This is a genomic window from Johannesbaptistia floridana (assembly GCF_057440575.1).
On sequence record NZ_JALKVM010000390.1, the window covers coordinates 1 to 22,155 of the forward strand.

Genomic DNA, 22,155 nt, shown 5'->3' on the forward strand with positions numbered 1-22,155 from the left:
GCAGTAGATGATAACTATGCTACCACTCAAAATCAAACCCTAACCATTCCTGCAATTGGTGTGTTAGAGAATGATACTGACGACGATGGAGATTCTCTCACAGCTATTTTAGTAGGAGATGTGACTGACGGGACCCTGAGTTTACAAAGTGATGGTTCTTTTATCTACACTCCAGATACCGACTTCACGGGTACTGACACCTTTACTTATATTGCTAATGATGGCACAGATGATTCTAATGTAGCCACAGTAACCATCCAGGTAGCAGAACAAAATACTTCCCCAATCGCGAGAAATGATGCCTACGTTACTAATGAAAATGAAACCCTGACGATTCTTCCTATTGGTGTGTTAGAGAATGATCTCGATCCAGATGGGGATACTCTCACCGCTAATTTAGTAGGAGATGTAAGTAATGGTACCCTAAGTTTACAAAGTGATGGTTCTTTTATCTACACTCCCGATGCTGGTTTCAATGGAACTGATACCTTTACCTATCGCGCCAATGATGGCATAGCAGATTCTAATGTAGCCACAGTAAGTATTTTTGTAGCGGACAACAATACTCCGCCAATAGCGAGAAATGATAACTACGCTACTAACGAAAATGAAACCCTAACAATTCCCGCAATTGGTGTGTTAGAGAATGATGTCGATATAGATGGGGATTCTCTCACCGCTAATTTAGTAGGAGATGTGAGTAACGGTACCCTAAGTTTACAAAGTGATGGTTCTTTTACCTACACTCCCGATGCTGGTTTCAATGGAACTGATACCTTTACCTATCGCGCCAATGATGGCACAGCGGATTCTAATGTAGCGACAGTAAGTATTTTTGTTGTAGACAACAATATTCCTCCAATAGCGAGAAATGATAGCTACGCTACTAACCAAAATGAAACTCTAACAATTCCCGCAATTGGTGTGTTAGAGAATGATATCGATATAGATGGGGATCCTCTCACCGCTAATTTAGTAGGAGATGTGAGTAACGGTACCCTGAATTTACAAAGCGATGGTTCCTTTACCTACACTCCAGATGCTGGTTTCAGGGGAACTGATACCTTTACTTATCGCGCCAACGATGGCACAGATGATTCTAATATAACCACAGTAAGTATCGTAGTAGCAAACCAAAATACTCCTCCCCTTGCGATAGATGATAACTACACTGCTACTCAAAATCAAACTCTGACAGTTCTTCCTCTTGGCGTGTTACAGAATGATACTGATGTAGATGGGGATCCTCTCACCGCTAATTTAGTAGGAGATGTGAGTAACGGGACTCTGAGTTTACAAAGCGATGGTTCCTTTACCTACACTCCAGATGCTGGTTTCCTTGGAACTGATACCTTTACTTATCGCGCCAACGATGGCATAGTAAATTCTAATCTAGCTACAGTAAGTATCGTAGTAGCAAACCAAAATACTCCTCCCCTTGCGATAGATGATAACTACACTGCTACTCAAAATCAAACTCTGACAGTTCTTCCTCTTGGCGTGTTACAGAATGATACTGATGTAGATGGGGATCCTCTCACCGCTAATTTAGTAGGAGATGTGAGTAACGGGACTCTGAGTTTACAAAGCGATGGTTCCTTTACCTACACTCCAGATGCTGGTTTCCTTGGAACTGATACCTTTACTTATCGCGCCAACGATGGCATAGTAAATTCTAATCTAGCTACAGTATCCATCGAGGTAAATCCTCCAGGTGAAGGAGAGATTGTCCCCGGTTCTTCTGGATTCGATAATCTAGTAGGTGGAAATGGTGATGACACCCTTACTGGTTTCCAACGCCGTGATACTCTTACCGGAGGTCCTGGTGCCGACGAATTCGTTTATGTAAGCACCACTGATGTTCGTGATACTATTACTGACTTTACTCCTAGTCAAGGAGACGTAATTAATCTTGCTGGATTACTCGACAGTATAGGCTACACTGGAAGCGATCCTATTGGAGACGGTATTGTCACCTTTAGTGATTTGCCTACCCAAGGTGGTAGTGCTGTGAATATTGATCCCGATGGGTTTGCTGGACCTTCAGGAACAATATTCTATATATTCACAGAAAATATTGATGCTGCTGATTTGAGTCAACCTAGCAACTTTATTTTCTCTTAAATGTCTGTTGAAAAAAGAAGAATTAAAGCTAGTTTTAGTTCTTCTTAAAAAAAAGAGGGGGAAAGGTTTTGGTTGAACACAAAAGCGACCAAAAATAAAGCCTTTACCCCCTTTTTCTTTTTTCCATAGTTAAAATGAGTAAGGTCCTAAAAACGATAACTTATGCGTCCTAATAGACCTGTCTATTGCTATACGTTTAATTTTACCTACCTACTTACTTAGATCTTGAACTAGAACAAAAGTACTAAGTTGCCTGGGAGAAAAGTTCATTACCCGTCTATGGCTATAAGTACCGTTTCATAACCGGATTTACTATTAAATTCCGGGAGCAGATGATTTTTTTTGCCGTAACCAAGCTCGCACAAGTTTAATTTCACCATAACTATATTTATCTCCTAAATATTGTTTGATGGCTGTAAGACTAGCATCCCCTACTACAGCAATTCCTTGAGCAATTATCTCTCGTTTATGGGGTAAAACTAAAGAATCTATCTCTACGCCTTGATTCATTTCTATTAGTTCACTCAAATGTTGATAAATAGTATTAGTTTTGAGATTTCTTTGTTGAGCGATTTCGCCAATTTTAAAACCTTGTTGATATAGTTCTAGAGTAGATATTTGAGTAGGAGAGGGTAACTTAGTCGGTAAATGGGATTGAGCACAAAAACTAGCTATCTCAGTACAAAATCTAGGACCATATTGGGCAATTTTATGTTCACTAAAACCTGGGACTTTACTCAATGCCTCTAAGGTTTTAGGTTGACTGTGAGCGATCGCCCTCAGAGTAGAGTCAGCTACAATCATATAAGGAGCAATTCCTTGACTATCAGCTAGTTGTTTACGTAAACGTTGAAGTTGAATATAGAGAAACTCAGCTTCTAAATCTCTAGGTTTTTGAACTGTAGAGGTTTGTTGTTTAGTTTTGGGTGGTATAGGTATCTGGACACTACGTTGTTTACGCAGAATTTCCCAACTATACTTATTGAGTTTGAGAATATTATAACCATCATTGGTGGAGTTAACTAAACCTTGGTGTAAAAGCGAGCGTCCTAATCTCAGCCAAGCTTCATGGCTATGATTTTTGCCGATACCATAGGTAGATAGTAAATGATGTCCATACTGTGTAATTTTTTGTTTGCGTGAACCTCTAAGCACATCAATGATATGATTGATTCCGAAGCGTTCTTGACAACGAGCTACACAGGAGAGAAATTTTTGAGCTTCAATTGTCCAATCTTCTAAAGGTTGGGGGTTAAGACAGTTATCACAATTATTACAACTTCCAGTAAAACGTTCTCCAAAATAACTTAGTTGAATTTTGCGGCGACATTCAGCAGACTCTGCATATTCTACCATCATATACAGACGTCTACGAGCCAGACGTTGTTCTTGAGGATCATTTTTTTGCTTAATTAGGTATTCGATAATGCCAATATCCCCCTTCCCAAAAAAGAGGATACAGTTAGCACTTTCTCCGTCTCTACCACCTCTTCCTACTTCTTGGTAGTAGTTTTCTAAATTGCGGGGTAAATCGTAGTGAAAGACGAAGCGGACATCTGGTTTATCGATACCCATACCAAAGGCAATTGTCGCTACCATGATTCTCACATCATCTCGGATAAAACGATTTTGGTATAATTCTCTGGTGCGATCGCTCATCCCTGCATGATATGGTAAAGCTGAGACTCCATCTGTTTGTAAGCGGGCCGCTACTTCTTCTACACGACGACGACTGAGACAGTAAATAATTCCAGAGCCCCTTTGAGCCCGAACGTATTCTAGTAACTGTTGATAGCTTCTTTTACTCCTATTTACTACCTCATAGTAAAGATTAGGACGATTAAAAGTTGCCACATGAGTCCGAGGATTACGTAACCCGAGCTGTTGAATAATATCTTTTTGCACTTTAGTTGTAGCTGTTGCCGTCAAAGCCAGCATTACAGTTTGAGGATAACGCTGACGTAATTGTTGTAGACGGCGATATTCAGGACGAAAATCATGTCCCCATTCTGATACACAGTGAGCTTCATCTATAGCAAATGCCCAAATACCAATATTTTTGGCTACGTTATCCAAGAAAGCAGCAAATTTTTCTGATAGCAACCTTTCTGGTGCTACATATAGTAATTTAATTTTACCTTGGAGAATGGCTACTTCCCGTTCACGTAAACTATTAAAATCTAAACTACTATTGAGAAAAGTTGCACCTATTCCATTATCTTTAAGGGTGTTAACTTGGTCTTGCATCAAAGAAATTAGTGGGGAGACAACCACTGTTAATCCTGGTTTCAGCAAAGCTGGTAATTGATAACATAGAGATTTCCCACCTCCTGTTGGCATAATTACTAATAAATCGTAGTTATTGAGAGCATCGTCGATAACTTTTTCCTGCATAGGGCGAAAAGTATCATAACCGAAGAATTTTTTTAGAGCTAATGTTTTATTTGGCACATCTATTTTAGATTAGTTTGTAATTTCTAACAGTTTTTATTATATCTAACCTTGATGTTCTTCTTCTCTAGGAAGCAAGAAAGTATTCAAATAGGGTCTTTTGATGAAATTTAAATAGGTTTTAGAAACTGCAAACTATCTTATGTATAATTACGTATTTAATTGAATAATTTATTGCTAACCAAGAAAATTAGACACTTTCAATACAATATAAAATTTATTTAAAGTTTTTCTCAAGATAAAATTAAACAAAAAAATGTGTTATTGTTATGATAAATATTTCTTACCCATAGATAATTAGATTAGATAATGACTACAATTACATCGTTTCCCTATATACTTACAGATAGTGAAGGATTCCTGTGGGATATTCGACAAGACGGTTCAATTCTAAACGGAACCATTGATGCCTACGACGGAGGACTGATTGTTAATGGGTTCCCTTTTTTATCCCAGGGAGAAACTGAAGATAATGAGAGAGAACTAGTACTAGGACCTACATCTATATTTAGTGATTCAAACATACAGTTAACTAGAAAAATTTATGTTCCTGACGACCAAGGCTGGGCTAGATTTCTAACCACCGTTACCAACACAGGAAACAGTAACACAGATTATACTCTTACATTTCAAAATAACTTAGGTTCTAATGGTGTTACTCAAGTTGTTGATACTAGTAGTGGTGATACAATTTATAACACAAGTGATGACTGGATTATTACAGATGACAATACAAACGGTGGTGGAGATCCAACCTTACTACACATAGTCTCAGGACCCGGAGGAAACGACCCTAGCGCAGCTAGTATATCATTTGATTCATTAACATTTTCATACGATTTGAACTTAGCTCCCGGTGAAAGTGAAACGGTAATGGTTTTCGCCGCTCAAAATCAAAACCAAAGTATAGCCTCCGGGAAAGCACCTCAATTAACTAACCTCGGATTAGGTGCTTTAGATGGTATGAGTGAGCAAGAAATTAGTCAATTGGTCAACTTTGTAACAGAAGGGTTATTTATAGATAATGTTACAGTATTAGAAGGTGATAGTGGCACCACTCCTGTAGATTTAGAGGTTATTTTACGAGGTGGTCCGAATCAAGTAGTAACTGTTGACTATGCTACCGCAGACGGTACGGCAACAGTAGCTGATAATGACTACATTCCTACTAGCGGAACTTTAACATTTCAACCAGGAGAGACAAGTCAAACTATTAGTGTAGAAGTTGTAGGAGATATCAAACAAGAACTGGACGAAACATTTTCAGTTAACCTCTCCAATCCCGTAGGAACTACTATCGCTAACCCAACAGGAACAGTAACTATCGACAACGATGACCTGACTGATGTTGACGTAGAACTTTCTCTGCTGGTAGACGTGTCTGGTAGTGTAGACGATACTGAATACGCCCTACAATTAGAAGGATACGCCCAAGCTTTTGAATCACCAGCGTTATTTAATAACTTCATTGCTAATGGTATCAATGGTCAAGTTGCGGTGAATGTGGTGCTTTGGTCAGGTGCCAGTCAGCAGGAAGAATCAATACCCTGGACTTTAATTGATAGTGTACAAAGTTCTCAGGCTTTCGCTGAAGATATAAGAAATACTCTCATCCCCTCTTCTGGTGGTTTACGTCCTTTCTTTGGTAGTACGGCACCGGGTAGCGCGATTAATTTTGCAGTACCTCTATTTTTTGACAATGATTTCGATGGTCGTAGTTTAACAATAGATGTATCCGGGGATGGATCAGCAAATGAAGGGGCTTCAACTAGTGGAGCGCGGGATAATGCTTTAGCGGCAGGAATTGATTCTATCAACGGGATAGTAATTGGTGGGAGTTCATCGGTTTTCAACTTCTATCAAAATGAGGTAATTGGTGGTAGTAATGCTGCAGGTACACCAGCTTTTGTTAACCAAGTAAATAGCTTCCAACAGTTTGGACAAGCGGTGAGAGACAAATTAGAAGCAGAATTAGCACCTCCACCATTAATAAACATCACTGATGTTACCCTAGCCGAAGGAGATAGTGGAGTTACACCCTTTGTCTTTGAAGTTAACTTGAGTAATAGTAGTGAAAACGAAGTCAGAGTTGACTTTACTACCAATCCAGGTACCGCTACCGAGGGAGATGACTACATTGCTAACAGCGGAACTTTAATATTTGCTCCCGGGACTACTAGTCAAGAAATTGTGGTAGAAGTAATAGGGGATACAGTAGTAGAACCAGATGAAACTTTCTTTGTAGATTTGAGTAATGCCGTTAACAGTGATATTCGTGATGGCCAAGGCATCGGGACAATTGTAAACGATGACCAAGATATTCCAACTCCATCGATAAGCATCAGCGATGTTACCTTGGAGGAAGGAGATAGCGGAATTACCCAATTTGTCTTTGAAGTAAGCTTGAGTGTTACTAGTGAAGAAGAAGTAACAGTAGATTTTACTACCACTCCAGGTACGGCTACAGAGGGAGATGACTATATTGCTAACAGTGGAACTATAACATTTGCTCCCGGGACTACTACTCAAGAAATTGTGGTAGAAGTAATAGGAGATACCATAGTAGAACCAGATGAAACGTTCTTTGTAGATTTGAGTAATGGAGTAAACGCGGATATAAGTGAGAGTCAAGGCATCGGCACAATTATTAACGATGACCAGGATACAGCAACTCCATCCATAAGCATCAGCGATGTTACCCTAGAAGAAGGAGATAGTGGAATTACAGAGTTTGTCTTTGAAGTGAGCTTGAGTAGTAGTAGTGAAACAGAAGTAACAGTAGATTTTACTACCACTCCAGGGACAGCTACAGAGGGAGATGACTACATTGCTAACAGCGGAACGTTAACATTTGCTCCCGGGACTACTACTCAAGAAATTGTGGTAGAAGTAGTGGGGGATACCATAGTAGAGCCAGATGAAACTTTCTTTGTAGATTTGAGTAATGGGGTAAACGCAGATATCAGTGACAGTCAAGGCATCGGCACAATTGTAAACGATGACCAAGAAAATCTTCCTATTGACATATTAGGAACTCCTAATCGCGATATTTTAACGGCAAATAGACTGGATAACATCATCAATGGTGGTGGAGCCGCTGATATGATTACCACAGGAGTGGGTAATGATGTATTGATATATGAACAGTTCAGAGACGTAGGTGATACAATTATGGACTTTGAACCAGGGGCAGATGTACTTGATATGAGCATTTTACTAGAATCACTCAATTATACAGGAAACGATGCGATCGCCGATGGTTTCATTGACTTTGTTGCTAGGGGTTCAGATACTGTAATTCTATTAGATAGAGATGGAACAGGCCCCAATCCTCGCAGGTTCCCCTTTATCACGGTACAAGATACCCCGGTTAGTGAAGTTAACGACTCTGCTAACTTTATATTCTAGGACAGTTATTTAACTTTCTCATCTAACTTCCCTTGTCGATGTTAGATGAGTTAAGTTTGAAATAAAAGTCCTAATTTCTGTTTCTAACCAGAGATAATTAAATCAATCTATTCAAGGAATCAATCATGTCTAAAAATTCACAATTTTCTTCTCTGTTTTTCTTAACAACTACTACCTTGTTTCTAGGAATATCTAGTTCTGAGGTATCTGCGGCTAGTATCAACTTTGAAACTGGTACTGATGTGGGAGATGTTTTAGCTAGTCCTAATCAAGCTAGTCTCTCTACTAATGCTCTTGCGGGAGATGATTTTCCCGCCCTAGATGATGACTTCAACTTTTCTGGGAATCCCGCTATTGATGCTTTTGCCTTAGAAAACGCTATTGGTTTGCCTCCAGGAAGTCTCGACCCAGATCCTGGTAACTTCATTTTTGCTTTTGAAGGTTCGGCTATTTCTTTCGACTTAAATTTCAATGCTAATGATGTACTTTCTTTTGATTGGAATTTTCAGACGAATGAACAGGGACAATTAAGCAAAAATGACTATGCCTTTATCGCAATTAACGATCAAGTTACTATTCTAGCAGACGTTAATGATGCTACACAAACGTCAAGTAGCAATTATGCTCTAGAAACCGGAACAAATAGCTTCTCCCTCTCCTTCCCAACAGCAGGGACTAATACAATTTCTTTCGGAGTATTAGATATAGAAGATGGTTCTGAAAGTTCAGCTCTGATTCTCAGCGATTTAGATGTAAGTCCATCTCCAGTTAACGTCACTCCAGAACCAGGAGTAACTATTTCCTTACTAGGTTTAGGTGCTATGGCCCTAGTTAATCGCAGGAGAAAAAACTAATAAATAATTAACTAAAATTAGTCAATTATTCAATTAATCTCTACTTATCTACAAAAGTTAGGTAGAGATTATTTTTTATACTAGTATTTATAAGCTAATACGCATTTAAACTATATATTAATTTTAACTAAAGAAACTTTACAAGCAGTCTCTAAATATTTATTCCCTGTGCTATATTTTTAGGGAAAAGATTTACTTACATTAATTTAGAGAATTTAATATGACGTCATTTGAATTAGTTGAAACCCGGTTTAATACAGATTGGACGGTTGAAGGATATGGTGGGATGAGAGGACTTGGTTCTGGTTCCATTGTTTTAGATGATGTAGTTGGAAATATTAATAGGGCTTATATTCTTTGGCATGGACCCACTAACTCTTCGGATCCTAACGCTAATGCTACTGTATCTTTTAATGGTAACTTAGTTACTGGAGTAAACATAGGTTTTGCCTCTGATAACTTTTGGGGTTTTGCCAACAGTCAAGCTTATAGAGCTGATGTTACTGATTTAGTAACGGGGAATGGAGAGTATATACTGGAAAACTTCAATAAACCTAATGCAGAAATTAATGGGGCCTCTTTAGTTGTTTTTTATGATGATGGCAATGACGAAAACAATCAAGATGTTGTATTCTATAATGGTAACGATAGTAATTTTGCCAGCCAATTTGATGCTCCGGGATGGAGTATTACATTAGATGGTATTAATTATGAGTCAGGAACTGCTACCCTGAATTTAGGCGTTTCTGATGGACAAGATTTTGGTAGCACAGACGACGGAACAATACGAATAAATGGTTCATCCTTAGTTTCTGGAGGAATTTTTCAGGGAGATTCCACTCTATTTGGTACTGGCGGTCCAAGTAATGGTAGTCTTTGGGATGTAGAGAATTTTGATCTTACTAATTTTTTAACCCCTGGAAACAATAATCTGAATATAACTCTAGACGAAGGTTTCAGGGACGCTCTCAGCTTAGTCCATGTTGGTATTGGTCTACCAGCAGATTCAGCACCAGTTCCAACTTTCATAAATATTAGCGACGCCACTGTTATTGAAGGAGACGAGGGCACCACAAATCTTATGTTTGACGTGAGTTTAACTTCTGGTATTGACCGTCAAGTAACAGTAGATTTTGTGACTCAACCTGGTACAGCAACTGAAGATATAGACTATATCAGCAATAGCGGAACTATAATTTTTGATCCCCAAGTCACAAGTCAAACAGTTATAGTAGAAGTACAAGGCGATCAATTAGTCGAAACAGATGAAACTTTTTTTGTTAATCTAAGTAATTCTGTTAACGGAAGTATTGACAGAGGTCAAGCAGTAGGAATTATTGAGAATGATGATGTTGCTACATTAAGTATTAGTGATATCAGTGAACTAGAAGGTGACAGTGGCATAACTGAATTTATCTTCGAGGTAACACTAGATAATGCTGTGGATACACCTATTAGTGTAGATTATGCCACTAGTGATGGGAGCGCTACTACCGCAGATAATGACTATGTAGCTACAAGTGGAACCCTCAACTTTGATGGTAATGCTGGAGAAATTCAAACTATCAGCGTTGAAGTGATAGGAGATACTAAGGTAGAACCAGATGAAACATTCAATATTGAACTTTCTAATCTGGTGGCAGGAGGACGAGATGTAAGTTTAAGTAATAGTAGCGCGGTTGGTACAATTATTAACGATGACCAAGATAGTTCTATGCCACCATCCATAAGCATCAGCGATGTTACCCTAGAAGAAGGAGATAGTGGAATTACAGAGTTTGTCTTTGAAGTGAGCTTGACTAGTAGTAGTGAAAACGAAGTAACAGTAGATTTTACTACCACTCCAGGTACGGCTACAGAGGGAGATGACTATATTGCTAACAGTGGAACTATAACATTTGCTCCCGGGACTACTACTCAAGAAATTGTGGTAGAAGTAATAGGAGATACAATAGTAGAACCAGATGAAACGTTCTTTGTAAATTTGAGTAATGGGGTAAACGCTGATATAAGTGATAGTCAAGGCATCGGTACAATTATTAACGATGACCAAGATAGTTCTATGCCACCATCCATAAGCATCAGCGATGTTACCCTAGAAGAAGGAGATAGTGGAATTACAGAGTTTGTCTTTGAAGTGAGCTTGACTAGTAGTAGTGAAAACGAAGTAACAGTAGATTTTACTACCACTCCAGGTACGGCTACAGAGGGAGATGACTATATTGCTAACAGTGGAACTATAACATTTGCTCCCGGGACTACTACTCAAGAAATTGTGGTAGAAGTAATAGGGGATACCATAGTAGAACCAGATGAAACGTTCTTTGTAGATTTGAGTAACGGGGTAAACGCAGATATCAGTGACAGTCAAGGCATCGGCACAATTGTAAACGATGACCAAGAAAATCTTCCTATTGACATATTAGGAACTCCTAATCGCGATATTTTAACGGCAAATAGACTGGATAACATCATCAATGGTGGTGGAGCCGCTGATATGATTACCACAGGAGTGGGTAATGATGTATTGATATATGAACAGTTCAGAGACGTAGGTGATACAATTATGGACTTTGAACCAGGGGCAGATGTACTTGATATGAGCATTTTACTAGAATCACTCAATTATACAGGAAACGATGCGATCGCCGATGGTTTCATTGACTTTGTTGCTAGGGGTTCAGATACTGTAATTCTATTAGATAGAGATGGAACAGGCCCCAATCCTCGCAGGTTCCCCTTTATCACGGTACAAGATACCCCGGTTAGTGAAGTTAACGACTCTGCTAACTTTATATTCTAGGACAGTTATTTAACTTCCTCATCTAACTTGATTTGTCGATGTTAGATGAGTTAAGTTTAAAATAAAAGTCCTAATTTCTGTTTCTAACCGGAGATAATTAAATCAATCTATTCAGTGAAAAAGCCTATATGATTAAAATTAACTAAATTGAACTTTAGATTAACAATCTGATTAAAACATGTTCCCTGACTATATCCCCTTAGAAGCTAGTAAACTTAGAGAAGATACTTCTGTTGCTATGGCAAAAAGTATTAAGATGACGAAAATCATCACTGATTTTTCTCTAGAAGCCATAACCACTACTTATGTTCAACAAGGAAATAGTAACACTCCTATTGTACTACTCCACGGCTTTGATAGTTCCCTATTAGAATTTCGCCGTCTCTTTCCTAGGCTTGCAGAAAAACACGAAACTTGGGCTATTGATTTATTGGGATTTGGATTTAGTAATCGTCCTGTAGATTTAAAATACAATACAGAGCAAATAAAAACCCATCTTTACTATTTTTGGAAAAACCTAATTAAAAAACCCGTGATTTTGCTAGGCGCTTCTATGGGAGGAGCTGTAGCCATTGATTTTACTCTAGAATACCCTGAGATTGTAAATAAATTAATTCTATTAGATAGCGCCGGAATAGCGAAGCAACCAATCATAGGTAAATTTATGTTTTCTCCAATAGATTATTGGGCATCGGAGTTTCTTCGTAATCCTAAAGTTAGACGCGCAATTATGAAAACAGCTTATTATGATAAAAGTTTTGTAACTGAAGATGCAGAAATATGTGGTGCTCTACATCTCAACTGTCAAAATTGGCATCGGTCTTTAATCAACTTTACGAAAAGTGGTGGATATGGTTCTTTTATGATTAAATTGCCATCTCTTAACCAAGAAACTTTGATTTTATGGGGAAAACAAGATAAAATTTTGGGAACTAAAGATGCTGGCAAATTTGCACAATTAATCCCTAACCATAAATTAGTTTGGATTGACAAATGTGGTCATGTGCCTCATTTGGAACAATCTGACACTACAGCAAAAGAAATTATTAGTTTTATAGGAAGTAGCGATAGGCAAGAGTGACAGCAAGGTTAAACTGAAGGCAGGTTTGACAGATTGTCTTTTGACAGGAAAAAACTAAATAGCTTATGTTAATAGAGTTTGTCTGGATAAAAAATTAATTTGGCAATGAAATTAATTCAAACAACTACAGTATTAGCACTAAGTATTGGGTCAATAAGTTTTGGAGTAGGTTTGAGAGAAGTTACTCAAGCCCAATCAAATTTAATGGATGTGACCATCGCCTTTGAAGCTAGAGTGGGAGAAAAACCCTTTAGCTGTGAAGAAAGTTACAGTAATCTGGGAAAATCTGACGCTACTATCACCATAGCTGATTATCGCTTCTATGTTTCTGAAGTAGCTTTAGTGAACGCTCAGGGTAATCTAGTACCTGTAGAATTAGAACAAGATAATTTATGGCAGTATCAAAATGTAGCTTTACTGGACTTTGAAGATAAATCAGGAGCTTGCGTTAATGGCACCAGTCAAACCAGAACTATGATCGTGGGAAAAGTCCCTAGAGGCGACTACCAAGGCATAGAATTTACTCTAGGAGTACCTTCTGAACTTAATCACAAAGATGCAACTCTAGCGGCATCACCTCTTAATCTAACATCTATGTGGTGGAATTGGCAGGGAGGCTATAAATTTCTGCGGGTAGATATTGAGAATCAAATGGCGATGAGTAATCATAATCATCATCAGATGAAAGGAGATAGTCATAATCATAGTCATCAAACATCTGGTTTTCTGATTCATATTGGTAGTACTGGATGTGAACAATTAGAATCTACCCAGGAATATCAATGCCAAAATCCTAATCGCGCCAGAATAACCTTAGATAATTTTGACCCAGAAACAAGCATAGTAGTTGCTGATTTAGCTGAGTTAGTGGCTGATACAGATTTAAATAGTAATCAACCCGATACCCCCACAGGTTGTATGTCTACCCCAGAGGATTTAGACTGTGAAAACCTCATGCAAAATCTTGGTTTACCATTTCAACAGCAAGCTTCATCAACACAAAATTTTCTGAGAGTAGAATAATTTTACTCTTGGTAGAATAAGATCATGATTAGTCGTTTAGTTAACTTTCTAGTAATTTTTCTGATCTCTATCTGTATCTCTGTAGTTTTAAGCACAGCTATGGCTAGGGAAACTAATGTAGCTGTTGTTGCTAACTCCTACCAATGGAATTTACCGGATTGGGCACCAAAACCCGTAGTCAGAGAAGATAACCCCATGAGTGAGGCAAAAGTTAAACTTGGTAGGTATCTCTTTTATGAAAAGGGCCTTTCTATAAACAACGACTTTAGTTGTGCTACTTGTCATCAACAATCTTTAGCTTTTACCGATGGAAAAACTGTAGCCATAGGAACTACTGGAGAATCTCACCCTCGTAACTCGATGAGTTTAGCCAATATTGCCTATAATCCAGTGTTAACCTGGGGTAATCCCCTAATGACTACCTTAGAAACCCAAGCTTTAGTCCCAATTTTTGGAGAACATCCAGTGGAAATGGGTATGGCAGGCAAAGAAAAAGAGTTATTAACAAAATTAAAAGAAGATACCCAATATTTTCAAATGTTTTCTGATGCCTTCCCCGGAGAAACTCAACCAATTAATTTAAGTAATTTAACTAAAGCTATAGCTGCCTTTGAGAGAAGTTTAATTTCCCTGAATTCACCCTACGACCGCTATCGCTACCAGGGAGATAGTAATGCTATTTCTGAGTTAGCTAAACAGGGAGAAAAACTCTTTTTTAGTGAACGTTTAGAATGTTTTCATTGTCATGGAGGTTTTAATTTTAGTGATTCTATTAATCATGAACGTTTAGCTTTTCCCGAAATTGCCTTTCATAATACGGGATTATATAATATCGATGGTATAGGTTCTTATCCTTATCCTAATACTGGTGTACATGAAATTACCAATAAGCCAGAAGATATGGGTAGATTCAAAGCACCAACTTTAAGGAATATTGCTTTAACTGCACCCTATATGCACGATGGCAGTATTGCTACTCTAGAAGAAGTAATTGAACACTATCGAGTTGGAGGTAGAACTATCTCCTCAGGAAAATGGAAAGGAATTGGTAGTAAAAATCCCTATAAAAGTACTTTTGTTCAAGGTTTTTCCCTCACTGATACTGAAAAACAGAGTTTATTAGCTTTTTTAAATAGCTTAACGGACGAAGATTTTATCAATAATCCTGCTTTTGCTAATCCTCATTAGATGCTAATTTTTTTACATTGTATTTGATAATTATCTTTGATTTTTTTCAAGGGAAACTGAGTAAAAGTTGGTGTACCTTGAAGTTGCCAATCGAAGCGGCGGACAAAATTACTGGCAAATACTTTCATAACCGTCATAGCTAATTGTGCTCCCAAGCATTGATGTACACCTCCTCCAAAGGGTATAAATTCATATTTTTTCCCTTCGTTACTATTACTTAAAAATCTTTCTGGTTTAAACAGATCTGGTTGATGATAATACTCTTCCATGATATGGGTGAGGCGTGGTTCTGCGATTACTGTCCATCCTTTTTTAAATAAATAACCATCTACCATTACTGATTTGGTCAGGCGTCGGTTAGCGGTAGATGAAGGAGGACTAATGCGCAGAGTTTCTTTTATACTTGCCTCTAAATATTCCATGGATTTTAATTTACTTAGGGTGATTGGTTCATTTTTGTCTGTATTTTCTAATACTGCTGCTTGTTCTTCTCGAATTTTGGCAATTACTTGAGGATATTTACCTATTTGATAAATCCACGAACTCATTAGTGCAGTTATTTCGTAATGAGATCCCCATAGTTGTAATAAACATTGAGTTCTCATTAATTCATCAATAAAAACTGTATCGGGATTAGTTTGTTGATCTTTTAGCATCATCGAGAGAAAGTTAGCAGTAGGGTCAATATCTTGTGGCTTGGTTTGCTCAATAATTACTCCCATAAACTCCATTAATTTTTCTCTGGCTATATAACCTCTACCAAAGGCTGTTAATCTTGATTTCCACTTGATTAAGCCATAGAAACCAGCGAAGAACTGCTGATAGAGTTTTTTGAATTCTTCTTCAGATTTGATTGGTAATTTAGCCCATGCTGAATCTGGTTGATTAAGATCAAAACCTAACAGTAATGGGACTAAAATAGCAAAGCTAATTTTTTCTACTGAAGGAGTTAAGGGAATTGTTTCTGTGGTTAGCCATTTATTCAGATGATTGATAGTTACTCTATGAATATGAGGTAAATAACCTTCGAGCATTTTTCCTGTAAAAGCAGGACTTAATGCAGACTTGCGCTTACTATGTAATTCAGGTTTTTGGAAGAGGCTATAGGGGCCAAACATCTCCATTGTGGTGGGAGGCAGGGCAATTTCACTATACTTATTATCTCCATTAAAAATCATCTCATTAGCTCTCTTTGAACCAACCAAAATAGTTGTGCCACCAAAAATGCTAGTCTTAAAAATAGAACCATATTTAGTTAAATTTTCTCGACAAAAGCGATCTGGATTAGCAATATAAGTAAAAGTATCAGTAATTTGAGAGTTTCTAGGAGGTTCTTTGACTCCATCAGGGATTGGTTGTTCTGTTTCTAAAACTTTAATTTCGAGTGAGGATGACTCCATAGTCTTTTATTTTTATTAAGTTCTGATTGGAGATGATTTGACAATGATCTTAACATAGCAGTTAACCTTTAAAAATGTGCAAGTTAAGAGCCTCCCCACAAGCGGCGATCGCCTCTTTTGGTCACTCCTTCCCTGGATTTTAAGTCACTTAATCTAGATACTGTTGAAAATAGCGACGACGCTGAGGTTGTCTGAGTTTTTGCAAGGCTTTAGTTTCAATTTGTCTAACTCTTTCCCTAGATAGAGCTAAATTACGGCCAATATCAGCTAGAGAATGACACTTTCCTCCTTCTAATCCGTATTTGAGAGTAATAACGGCTCTTTCTTTTTTAGTTAGTTGTTGTAATGCTTCTTCTAAATCTTGATTAAGAGATTCTCGAATTAAAACTTCTTCTGGGGAAGCTTGTTCAGTTTCGAGTAAGTCACCAAGTTCAGTATCTTGATCCTTACCAACCTTAATTTCTAGAGATACAGAACGAGGTACACGGTTTAGGGTGTCTCGAATATTTTTACTTGTAGTACCTAACTCGCGAGCAATTTCCTCAATACTAGCAATATGACCTTTTTCTTGAGTAATTTTACGCTGTACTTTTTTAATCTTATTGAGTTTTTCGGTGATGTGTACAGGAATACGAATAGTATGACTTTGAGTAGCGATCGCCCTAGTAATCCCTTGACGAATCCACCAATAAGAATAGGTACTAAAACGATAACCCTTAGTGGGGTCGAATTTTTCTACTGCCTTTTCTAAACCGAGGGTACCTTCTTGAATTAAATCTAATAATTCTAAACCGCGATTTTGATACTTTTTAGCGATAGAGACCACTAAACGTAAATTAGCGGCAATCATCATTTCTTTGGCTTTGATACCTAATTTTTCTCTAGCTTCTAATTCAGCGACTTCTATATTAGCAATTTCAGCCCAGCGACGTTTCCCTCTTGCTAATATTTGTTTAAGTTCACTAGCATCTAAATCTAATGATTTAGCCCACCGATTGAGAGAAGGACGATAACCAAGTTTTGAAGTGAGTTTTGATGAAGCTTCTATTGCTTTCACAAAATCTGTGATCATCGGATCTTCCTGTTGATAGGCTTGATCTCGTAGACTCAACAATTGTGAATAACTATGAATGTCTTTAGCCAAAGTTAATTCTTGTTCCTTTGTCAGCAAAGCAACTTTACCAATATCTTGAAGATATATTCGTACTAAATCAGTACTGTTACTGGGATTTTTCGGTTTATCTTGCTCTTCTTGTGGATCCATCACCATCAAATCAGCGTCAGATTTACTCAAATATTGATCTTCTTTGTCGTCGGTTGGAACAACAGCTTGGCTCCAAGTTGCTTGTTTAGATGCTAAATTAGTAAACATAATCAATTAGTTATTCAAGTCTCTTTAAAATATAATTCCCAGAAAGTTAAAGAGATCGCACAGTAAATTTAACTAACTTTTTGGTCTAAGCCAAAAGATAACCGGGAAACGGCTAGAGAGCGTAAACCCCTGACATTTAGTCTGGTTAGGAGGTTTTAGATAAAATGGTTGAATGATTTCCCTGATAATATTTAAGTTTAAGAACAAAAAAAGCTAATGCTCTACCGCTTGGTTATAAATCCCCAACAAATAGATAATCAAAAGCTGCTGCTGAGTAATGATCAGAGACATTATCTACAACGAGTGGTGCGTCTTGAGTGGGGGGATCGCTTTATTGCTATGGATGGCAAAGGAAAAGCTTGGATAGTTGAATTAAATCCTCAACAAGCCACAATTATCGAACCCCTAGTTACTCCTTCTCGGGAATTACCAATCAATGTGACTCTCATAACTGCTACTATCAAAGGACAAGGTTTTGAAACCATTGTTCGTTGTTGCACAGAATTAGGTGTGAAACGTATCATTCCTACCTTGACCAGTAGGAGTATTGCTAAACCCAGTGATAACAAAGTTCAAAGATGGCAAAAAATCGCTGAAGAAGCCGCTGAACAATCAGAACGTCAATTAGTCCCCATTATTGACCAGCCAAAAGTTTTTAATCAGGTTATAAAAGAAATAGCTACTATTGAGCAGGGGAAATATCTTTGTTTAGCCAGGGAAACTAAAACCCATTTACTTAGTTGTTTGCAGGAATCATCTTCAAAAGACTTAGTGATTGCTACCGGACCTGAAGGAGGTTGGACTACATCTGAATGTAATGAAGCGATCGCCGTTGGGTTTAAAACCGTTAGCTTAGGTAATCGTATTCTTAGAGCGACTACTGCCCCAATTACTGCTCTATCTATATTAGTAGCTGTTGCTGAATCTAAAAATTGGCCCTAAATTCTCATGTTACAAGAACTAGCTCAAGCAATCAATCGTCAAGATTATCAAACTGCTAGGGAATTGCTTCGGATACTGATTACAGAAGATCCTGACAATCCTTGGGTAAGATTTTATCTGGCCCAATTGTGTGAGTATCAAAAGAAAACCGAGGAAGCTGACAAAATTTATCGAGAATTATTGATGAATTCATCTAATCCTCAAATTTTAAGCAAAGCACGCCAAGGAATCGCTAGAATCAGCGATAATAAGCAAAAAAAACAGCAGGAATCTCTACAGGAAGCTAGAAAAACTAGTGGGGAATTAGCCGCTTTAGTTTTAAAACCAGTTCATCCAGAGATAAAAAATACCTTGGCACAAGCTTTTGCAGAAATCTTTTCTCTTGATATATATAGTGCTCGTTTGCGTCTACCAACCCGTGTTTGGCGGTTATATCGTACTGGTGCTTTGGGTGAAATTCAATTATATTATAAAAAGTTGCAAGAAGTAGGAATTCCCTCTTTTGTTTTGCCTATTAAAACTTTAACCAAAATAAAAGTTTATCAGGTGCAGTATTTATCAGCAATTACTCCAAAAGCGATCGCCGTTTGTAAAAATCCCCAAGACGAAATAGAAACCATTAGCTTTAACTGGGAACAAGTCAAAAATAGAGTTACCGGAAGATTACCTTTGTTTACTAATTATGAAGAAAAAAACTTTCGGGGAAAATCAGAATTTAAAACCAAAACCACGGACTATTTCACCATTTTTGACTTACATTTATCAGATAAACAGATAATTGTCCGTTTCTGTGAATATAATTACGATTTTACTAATAGTTTTAATTCCCAGGGTCAAAACAGTAAGCTATCTCAAACTAGTCAAGAAAACTGGCGACAATTGAAAAAACAGTTAGAGGAAAAAACTAAACCTAGTTTACATTGGGAGGAATTTGACTATTTCGCCACAAATGCTTTAGATTTTCCGGCTATACTAGAGCAATTACCCCTAAAAATGCAGCTTTTACGCCAAAAAGAGACTCCCTTGGATGCAGCTTTTGAGTTATATAGTCGTTTAGTTTTTTCTCAAAATATATTGTGATCAAATTAATAAATCCTAGGTTGGGTTAAACTCCTAACTTAGCTGTCTGCTGCTATAAATAACCAATAGGCAATTGCTGTAATTAATCCTCCTATCATACCTATTTGATAAACTCCATTTAACAGAAAAATACTATAAATTTCTAATTGAAAAGATATTGCTAAGTTAAACATTAATCCCCATAATATACCCCAGATAAATGTAGAAATAATAGTAATTATCAATAAAAATTTTAACTTATGCAAAGAAAGCTCCTTGATTTTCCTGAATGCCAACTCAAAAGTAAATGAACCAAAAACAACTATAATAATTAAAATTAATAAGCCGAAAGGAGAAGCTATAAACCAAGATATAGGAGTAACTACAAACTAAATTAACCTCAGAAAAAGTTCATTTCTCTTTCGCCGAAGATTTTGCACTCGGTCAACCAATTTTTAAGCGTTGAGCATTAATTCTTTAACTCATTACTTCAAAACTTCAAAACTTCAAAACTTCAAAACTCAACCTCTGAGTCCAAGGGCCCAACCTACAAGGTGCGATCGCCTGACTGGGTGACAGGGTTCTTTGTCACTCCATGAGATAGGGAATATTTATAGAGTCGATAAGTTTCTTTTCAATACGTTGAATTTGATCGATAAATTTTGCTCCTTTTTCGGGATTAACCATGGCTACAAAGTTAGCAAAACCTTTAATTGAAGCCATAACATTATCAGTGTTCCCCCAAGAAACATTATTCAGACCCTTGGTTTCGATTTGGTGAAGAGTAGCACGAAAACGTTTTAGGGTTTTGCGATCTACATTGAGTTTTTCATTAACTACTATACCTGTAACCTCTTGTTGGGAACTGTTACGTAAGACTCTAGTTTTTTTCTCATTGACCTTAAAACCTTGGTAATGCACTATAGAATAGGTGTTTTTGAGAAGATTACAAATATGAGGATTTTTAGCGGTAGTAGAAAAAGTAAGATCGTCTGCATAGCGAGTGTAGACGAAATCCCATTGCTGCGCCATCTCAGATAAACGCCGATCTAAATTGCGACATATTATGTTACTAATTGCCGGTGATGCTGGTGACCCTTGGGGTAAATAGCGATCGCCTAAAGCTACATAGTAAGTTTTCCCGTCCAATTCTACTTCTTCTAATTCTGCTTCAGTACAAAGTAAACTAAGAATAGTAGCTGCCGCCTCACTATAACCAAAAGAATGAAATAACCCCTTAACTCTTTTATAAGATATGGAAGCAAAAAAATCTTCTAGATCGAAATTAATGATGATGTCTGCACCTACATGAGGTTTAGCATTAGTTATGATTGAGCGATCGCTTCTGAAACCATGAACCGCATCGTCAATTGGTACTTTATTTAAAATATGCTCTAATATCCAATACTGAGCTTGTTTCAATCTGGGCATCGGTGCAGAAATTAGTCTTTCACCACCAGTTTTTTTGGGAATTTTAAACCGAATATAATGGGAAATAGTAGATGTTTTGCGATTAAAAGCTAAAAACCTAAGCTGAGAGACACTAATACCCAGAGAAATAGCAATTTGCTCTGCATTACCAAGAATGGGTAAAGATTGTGCCTTTAATTTCTCTTCGTCGGATTCTGTATAATTTAAACCTTTAGAAACATCTTCTCCTAGGTAAGTAATATCTATTTGTTTCTGTTGTTGCCAAGCTTCAGCCTTAGCAATTCTGGCTTGTTCTCTTTTTTCTTTATTTTCTTGCTTTTTGCGACGAGATTCTGCTAATCTTCTTTTCAATAATTCCTGACGAACTATATTTTCATCCTGGAATTTTTCACTTTTTTCTTTTAGTTCATTTAATTCTCGACTAATTTCTTCCATTCGTCGAGTGTCATCGGCTATATCTTCAAGAAGTCCTTTTTCCTCTGACCAAAAACCTAAGCGGATCATTTCTTCCAAGACATATTCATCTATTCCCTGTTGACGAAGTAGATTGTAAAGTTGCTGACGAGTGCGAGGTTGTTGAGACATGAATATCTTTGATAAGTGATTAATGACAAACACGCTTGTAGGTTTTTTCTTTAAGCGTGTTTACTCAATTATATATTTTTTGATTAAAAAATCAAGTTCAGCTCAAGTAATCAACAAAAAACACGCTTGTAGATTTTTCTTTAAGCGTGTTTACTCAATTATATATTTTTTCATTACTAGATTAATTTCAGCTCAAGAGAACTTTATTAATCATCTTTCTGCTATAAACAATAATCTTCGAGATGTCTCAGGACTAGATAATTTAACTCAGCGAAGACAGCTACACAATAAAGGTTGTATCACACTTATTCGGTATATGTTTCACTGTTTCACCCTGCTGGCTTCGCTTAGGTGAAAAATTAGCTAGTGATGCTTGATTTAAACTTACTACACGAATGGCGAAGCACCATTCAGATTGCAAGATTATCGTCTTG

14 protein-coding genes are annotated in these 22,155 nt (G+C 37.3%); 9 read left to right on the forward strand and 5 right to left on the reverse strand.

What is annotated here, in order from left to right:
- The coding region (locus tag MW688_RS22150; protein ID WP_486738185.1) for an Ig-like domain-containing protein at positions 1–2,124 on the forward strand (2,124 nt) is incomplete at its 5' end.
- Positions 2,125–2,439: 315 nt separating this feature from the next.
- On the opposite strand, the gene recQ is transcribed toward MW688_RS22150, so the two are convergent.
- On the reverse strand, positions 2,440–4,575 hold the full coding sequence (gene recQ / locus MW688_RS22155; protein WP_486738186.1) for a DNA helicase RecQ: 2,136 nt from the start codon (positions 4,573–4,575) through the stop codon (positions 2,440–2,442).
- Between the two features lie 309 nt (positions 4,576–4,884).
- On the opposite strand from recQ, the gene MW688_RS22160 reads away from it, so the two are divergent.
- The 6 genes from MW688_RS22160 (at position 4,885) to MW688_RS22185 (ending at position 14,932) form a co-directional block, all read left to right on the forward strand.
- Complete coding sequence (locus MW688_RS22160; RefSeq protein WP_486738187.1) at positions 4,885–7,983, forward strand: Calx-beta domain-containing protein; 3,099 nt, start codon at positions 4,885–4,887, stop codon at positions 7,981–7,983.
- Positions 7,984–8,108: 125 nt separating this feature from the next.
- Positions 8,109–8,837 carry a PEP-CTERM sorting domain-containing protein gene (locus MW688_RS22165; protein ID WP_486738188.1) on the forward strand — a complete coding sequence of 243 codons (729 nt, stop codon included), beginning with the start codon at positions 8,109–8,111 and terminating at the stop codon, positions 8,835–8,837.
- A 220-nt stretch (positions 8,838–9,057) separates the two neighbouring features.
- Positions 9,058–11,640: a Calx-beta domain-containing protein gene (locus MW688_RS22170; protein ID WP_486738189.1), complete on the forward strand. Its 2,583-nt coding sequence runs from the start codon at positions 9,058–9,060 to the stop codon at positions 11,638–11,640.
- Between the two features lie 178 nt (positions 11,641–11,818).
- Positions 11,819–12,721, forward strand: coding sequence for an alpha/beta fold hydrolase (locus MW688_RS22175; RefSeq protein WP_486738190.1), 903 nt, complete (start codon positions 11,819–11,821; stop codon positions 12,719–12,721).
- Between the two features lie 105 nt (positions 12,722–12,826).
- A complete protein-coding gene (locus MW688_RS22180; protein WP_486738191.1) occupies positions 12,827–13,744 on the forward strand; it encodes an MbnP family copper-binding protein in 918 nt (305 codons plus the stop codon).
- Positions 13,745–13,768: 24 nt separating this feature from the next.
- The gene (locus tag MW688_RS22185) at positions 13,769–14,932 is read left to right on the forward strand and encodes an MbnH family di-heme enzyme (RefSeq protein WP_486738192.1); all 1,164 of its coding nucleotides are present in this window, start codon (positions 13,769–13,771) and stop codon (positions 14,930–14,932) included.
- Here MW688_RS22185 and MW688_RS22190 read toward each other — a convergent pair.
- Together MW688_RS22190 and sigC are read right to left on the reverse strand one after the other, a co-directional pair.
- Complete coding sequence (locus tag MW688_RS22190) at positions 14,929–16,332, reverse strand: cytochrome P450 (RefSeq protein WP_486738193.1); 1,404 nt, start codon at positions 16,330–16,332, stop codon at positions 14,929–14,931. The two genes, MW688_RS22185 and MW688_RS22190, sit on opposite strands and share 4 nt — an antisense overlap.
- A 148-nt stretch (positions 16,333–16,480) precedes the next feature.
- Complete coding sequence (gene sigC, locus MW688_RS22195; RefSeq protein ID WP_486738194.1) at positions 16,481–17,704, reverse strand: RNA polymerase sigma factor SigC; 1,224 nt, start codon at positions 17,702–17,704, stop codon at positions 16,481–16,483.
- Between the two features lie 216 nt (positions 17,705–17,920).
- Here sigC and MW688_RS22200 point away from each other — a divergent pair, with 216 nt between their 5' ends.
- Entirely contained in the window at positions 17,921–18,646 is a 726-nt protein-coding gene (locus MW688_RS22200) for a 16S rRNA (uracil(1498)-N(3))-methyltransferase (RefSeq protein WP_486738195.1), read from the forward strand.
- Between the two features lie 6 nt (positions 18,647–18,652).
- Entirely contained in the window at positions 18,653–19,726 is a 1,074-nt protein-coding gene (locus tag MW688_RS22205) for a tetratricopeptide repeat protein (RefSeq protein ID WP_486738196.1), read from the forward strand.
- A 38-nt stretch (positions 19,727–19,764) separates the two neighbouring features.
- Here the strand turns inward: MW688_RS22205 and MW688_RS22210 are convergent, their stop codons facing one another.
- Both MW688_RS22210 and MW688_RS22215 read right to left on the reverse strand, forming a co-directional pair.
- Complete coding sequence (locus tag MW688_RS22210) at positions 19,765–19,899, reverse strand: hypothetical protein (protein WP_486738197.1); 135 nt, start codon at positions 19,897–19,899, stop codon at positions 19,765–19,767.
- Between the two features lie 394 nt (positions 19,900–20,293).
- Positions 20,294–21,721, reverse strand: coding sequence for a reverse transcriptase family protein (locus tag MW688_RS22215; RefSeq protein ID WP_486738198.1), 1,428 nt, complete (start codon positions 21,719–21,721; stop codon positions 20,294–20,296).
- Positions 21,722–22,155: the final 434 nt, after the last annotated feature.

Excerpts from the sequence above, each read along its gene's own strand:
- MW688_RS22160 (WP_486738187.1), top strand. The coding sequence starts at position 4,885 with ATGACTACAATTACATCGTTTCCCTATATACTTACAGATAGTGAAGGA.
- MW688_RS22165 (WP_486738188.1), top strand. The coding sequence starts at position 8,109 with ATGTCTAAAAATTCACAATTTTCTTCTCTGTTTTTCTTAACAACTACT.
- MW688_RS22170 (WP_486738189.1), top strand. The coding sequence starts at position 9,058 with ATGACGTCATTTGAATTAGTTGAAACCCGGTTTAATACAGATTGGACG.
- MW688_RS22175 (WP_486738190.1), top strand. The coding sequence starts at position 11,819 with ATGTTCCCTGACTATATCCCCTTAGAAGCTAGTAAACTTAGAGAAGAT.
- MW688_RS22180 (WP_486738191.1), top strand. The coding sequence starts at position 12,827 with ATGAAATTAATTCAAACAACTACAGTATTAGCACTAAGTATTGGGTCA.
- MW688_RS22185 (WP_486738192.1), top strand. The coding sequence starts at position 13,769 with ATGATTAGTCGTTTAGTTAACTTTCTAGTAATTTTTCTGATCTCTATC.
- MW688_RS22190 (WP_486738193.1), bottom strand. The coding sequence starts at position 16,332 with ATGGAGTCATCCTCACTCGAAATTAAAGTTTTAGAAACAGAACAACCA.
- sigC (WP_486738194.1), bottom strand. The coding sequence starts at position 17,704 with ATGTTTACTAATTTAGCATCTAAACAAGCAACTTGGAGCCAAGCTGTT.
- MW688_RS22200 (WP_486738195.1), top strand. The coding sequence starts at position 17,921 with ATGCTCTACCGCTTGGTTATAAATCCCCAACAAATAGATAATCAAAAG.
- MW688_RS22205 (WP_486738196.1), top strand. The coding sequence starts at position 18,653 with ATGTTACAAGAACTAGCTCAAGCAATCAATCGTCAAGATTATCAAACT.
- MW688_RS22210 (WP_486738197.1), bottom strand. The coding sequence starts at position 19,899 with ATGTTTAACTTAGCAATATCTTTTCAATTAGAAATTTATAGTATTTTT.
- MW688_RS22215 (WP_486738198.1), bottom strand. The coding sequence starts at position 21,721 with ATGTCTCAACAACCTCGCACTCGTCAGCAACTTTACAATCTACTTCGT.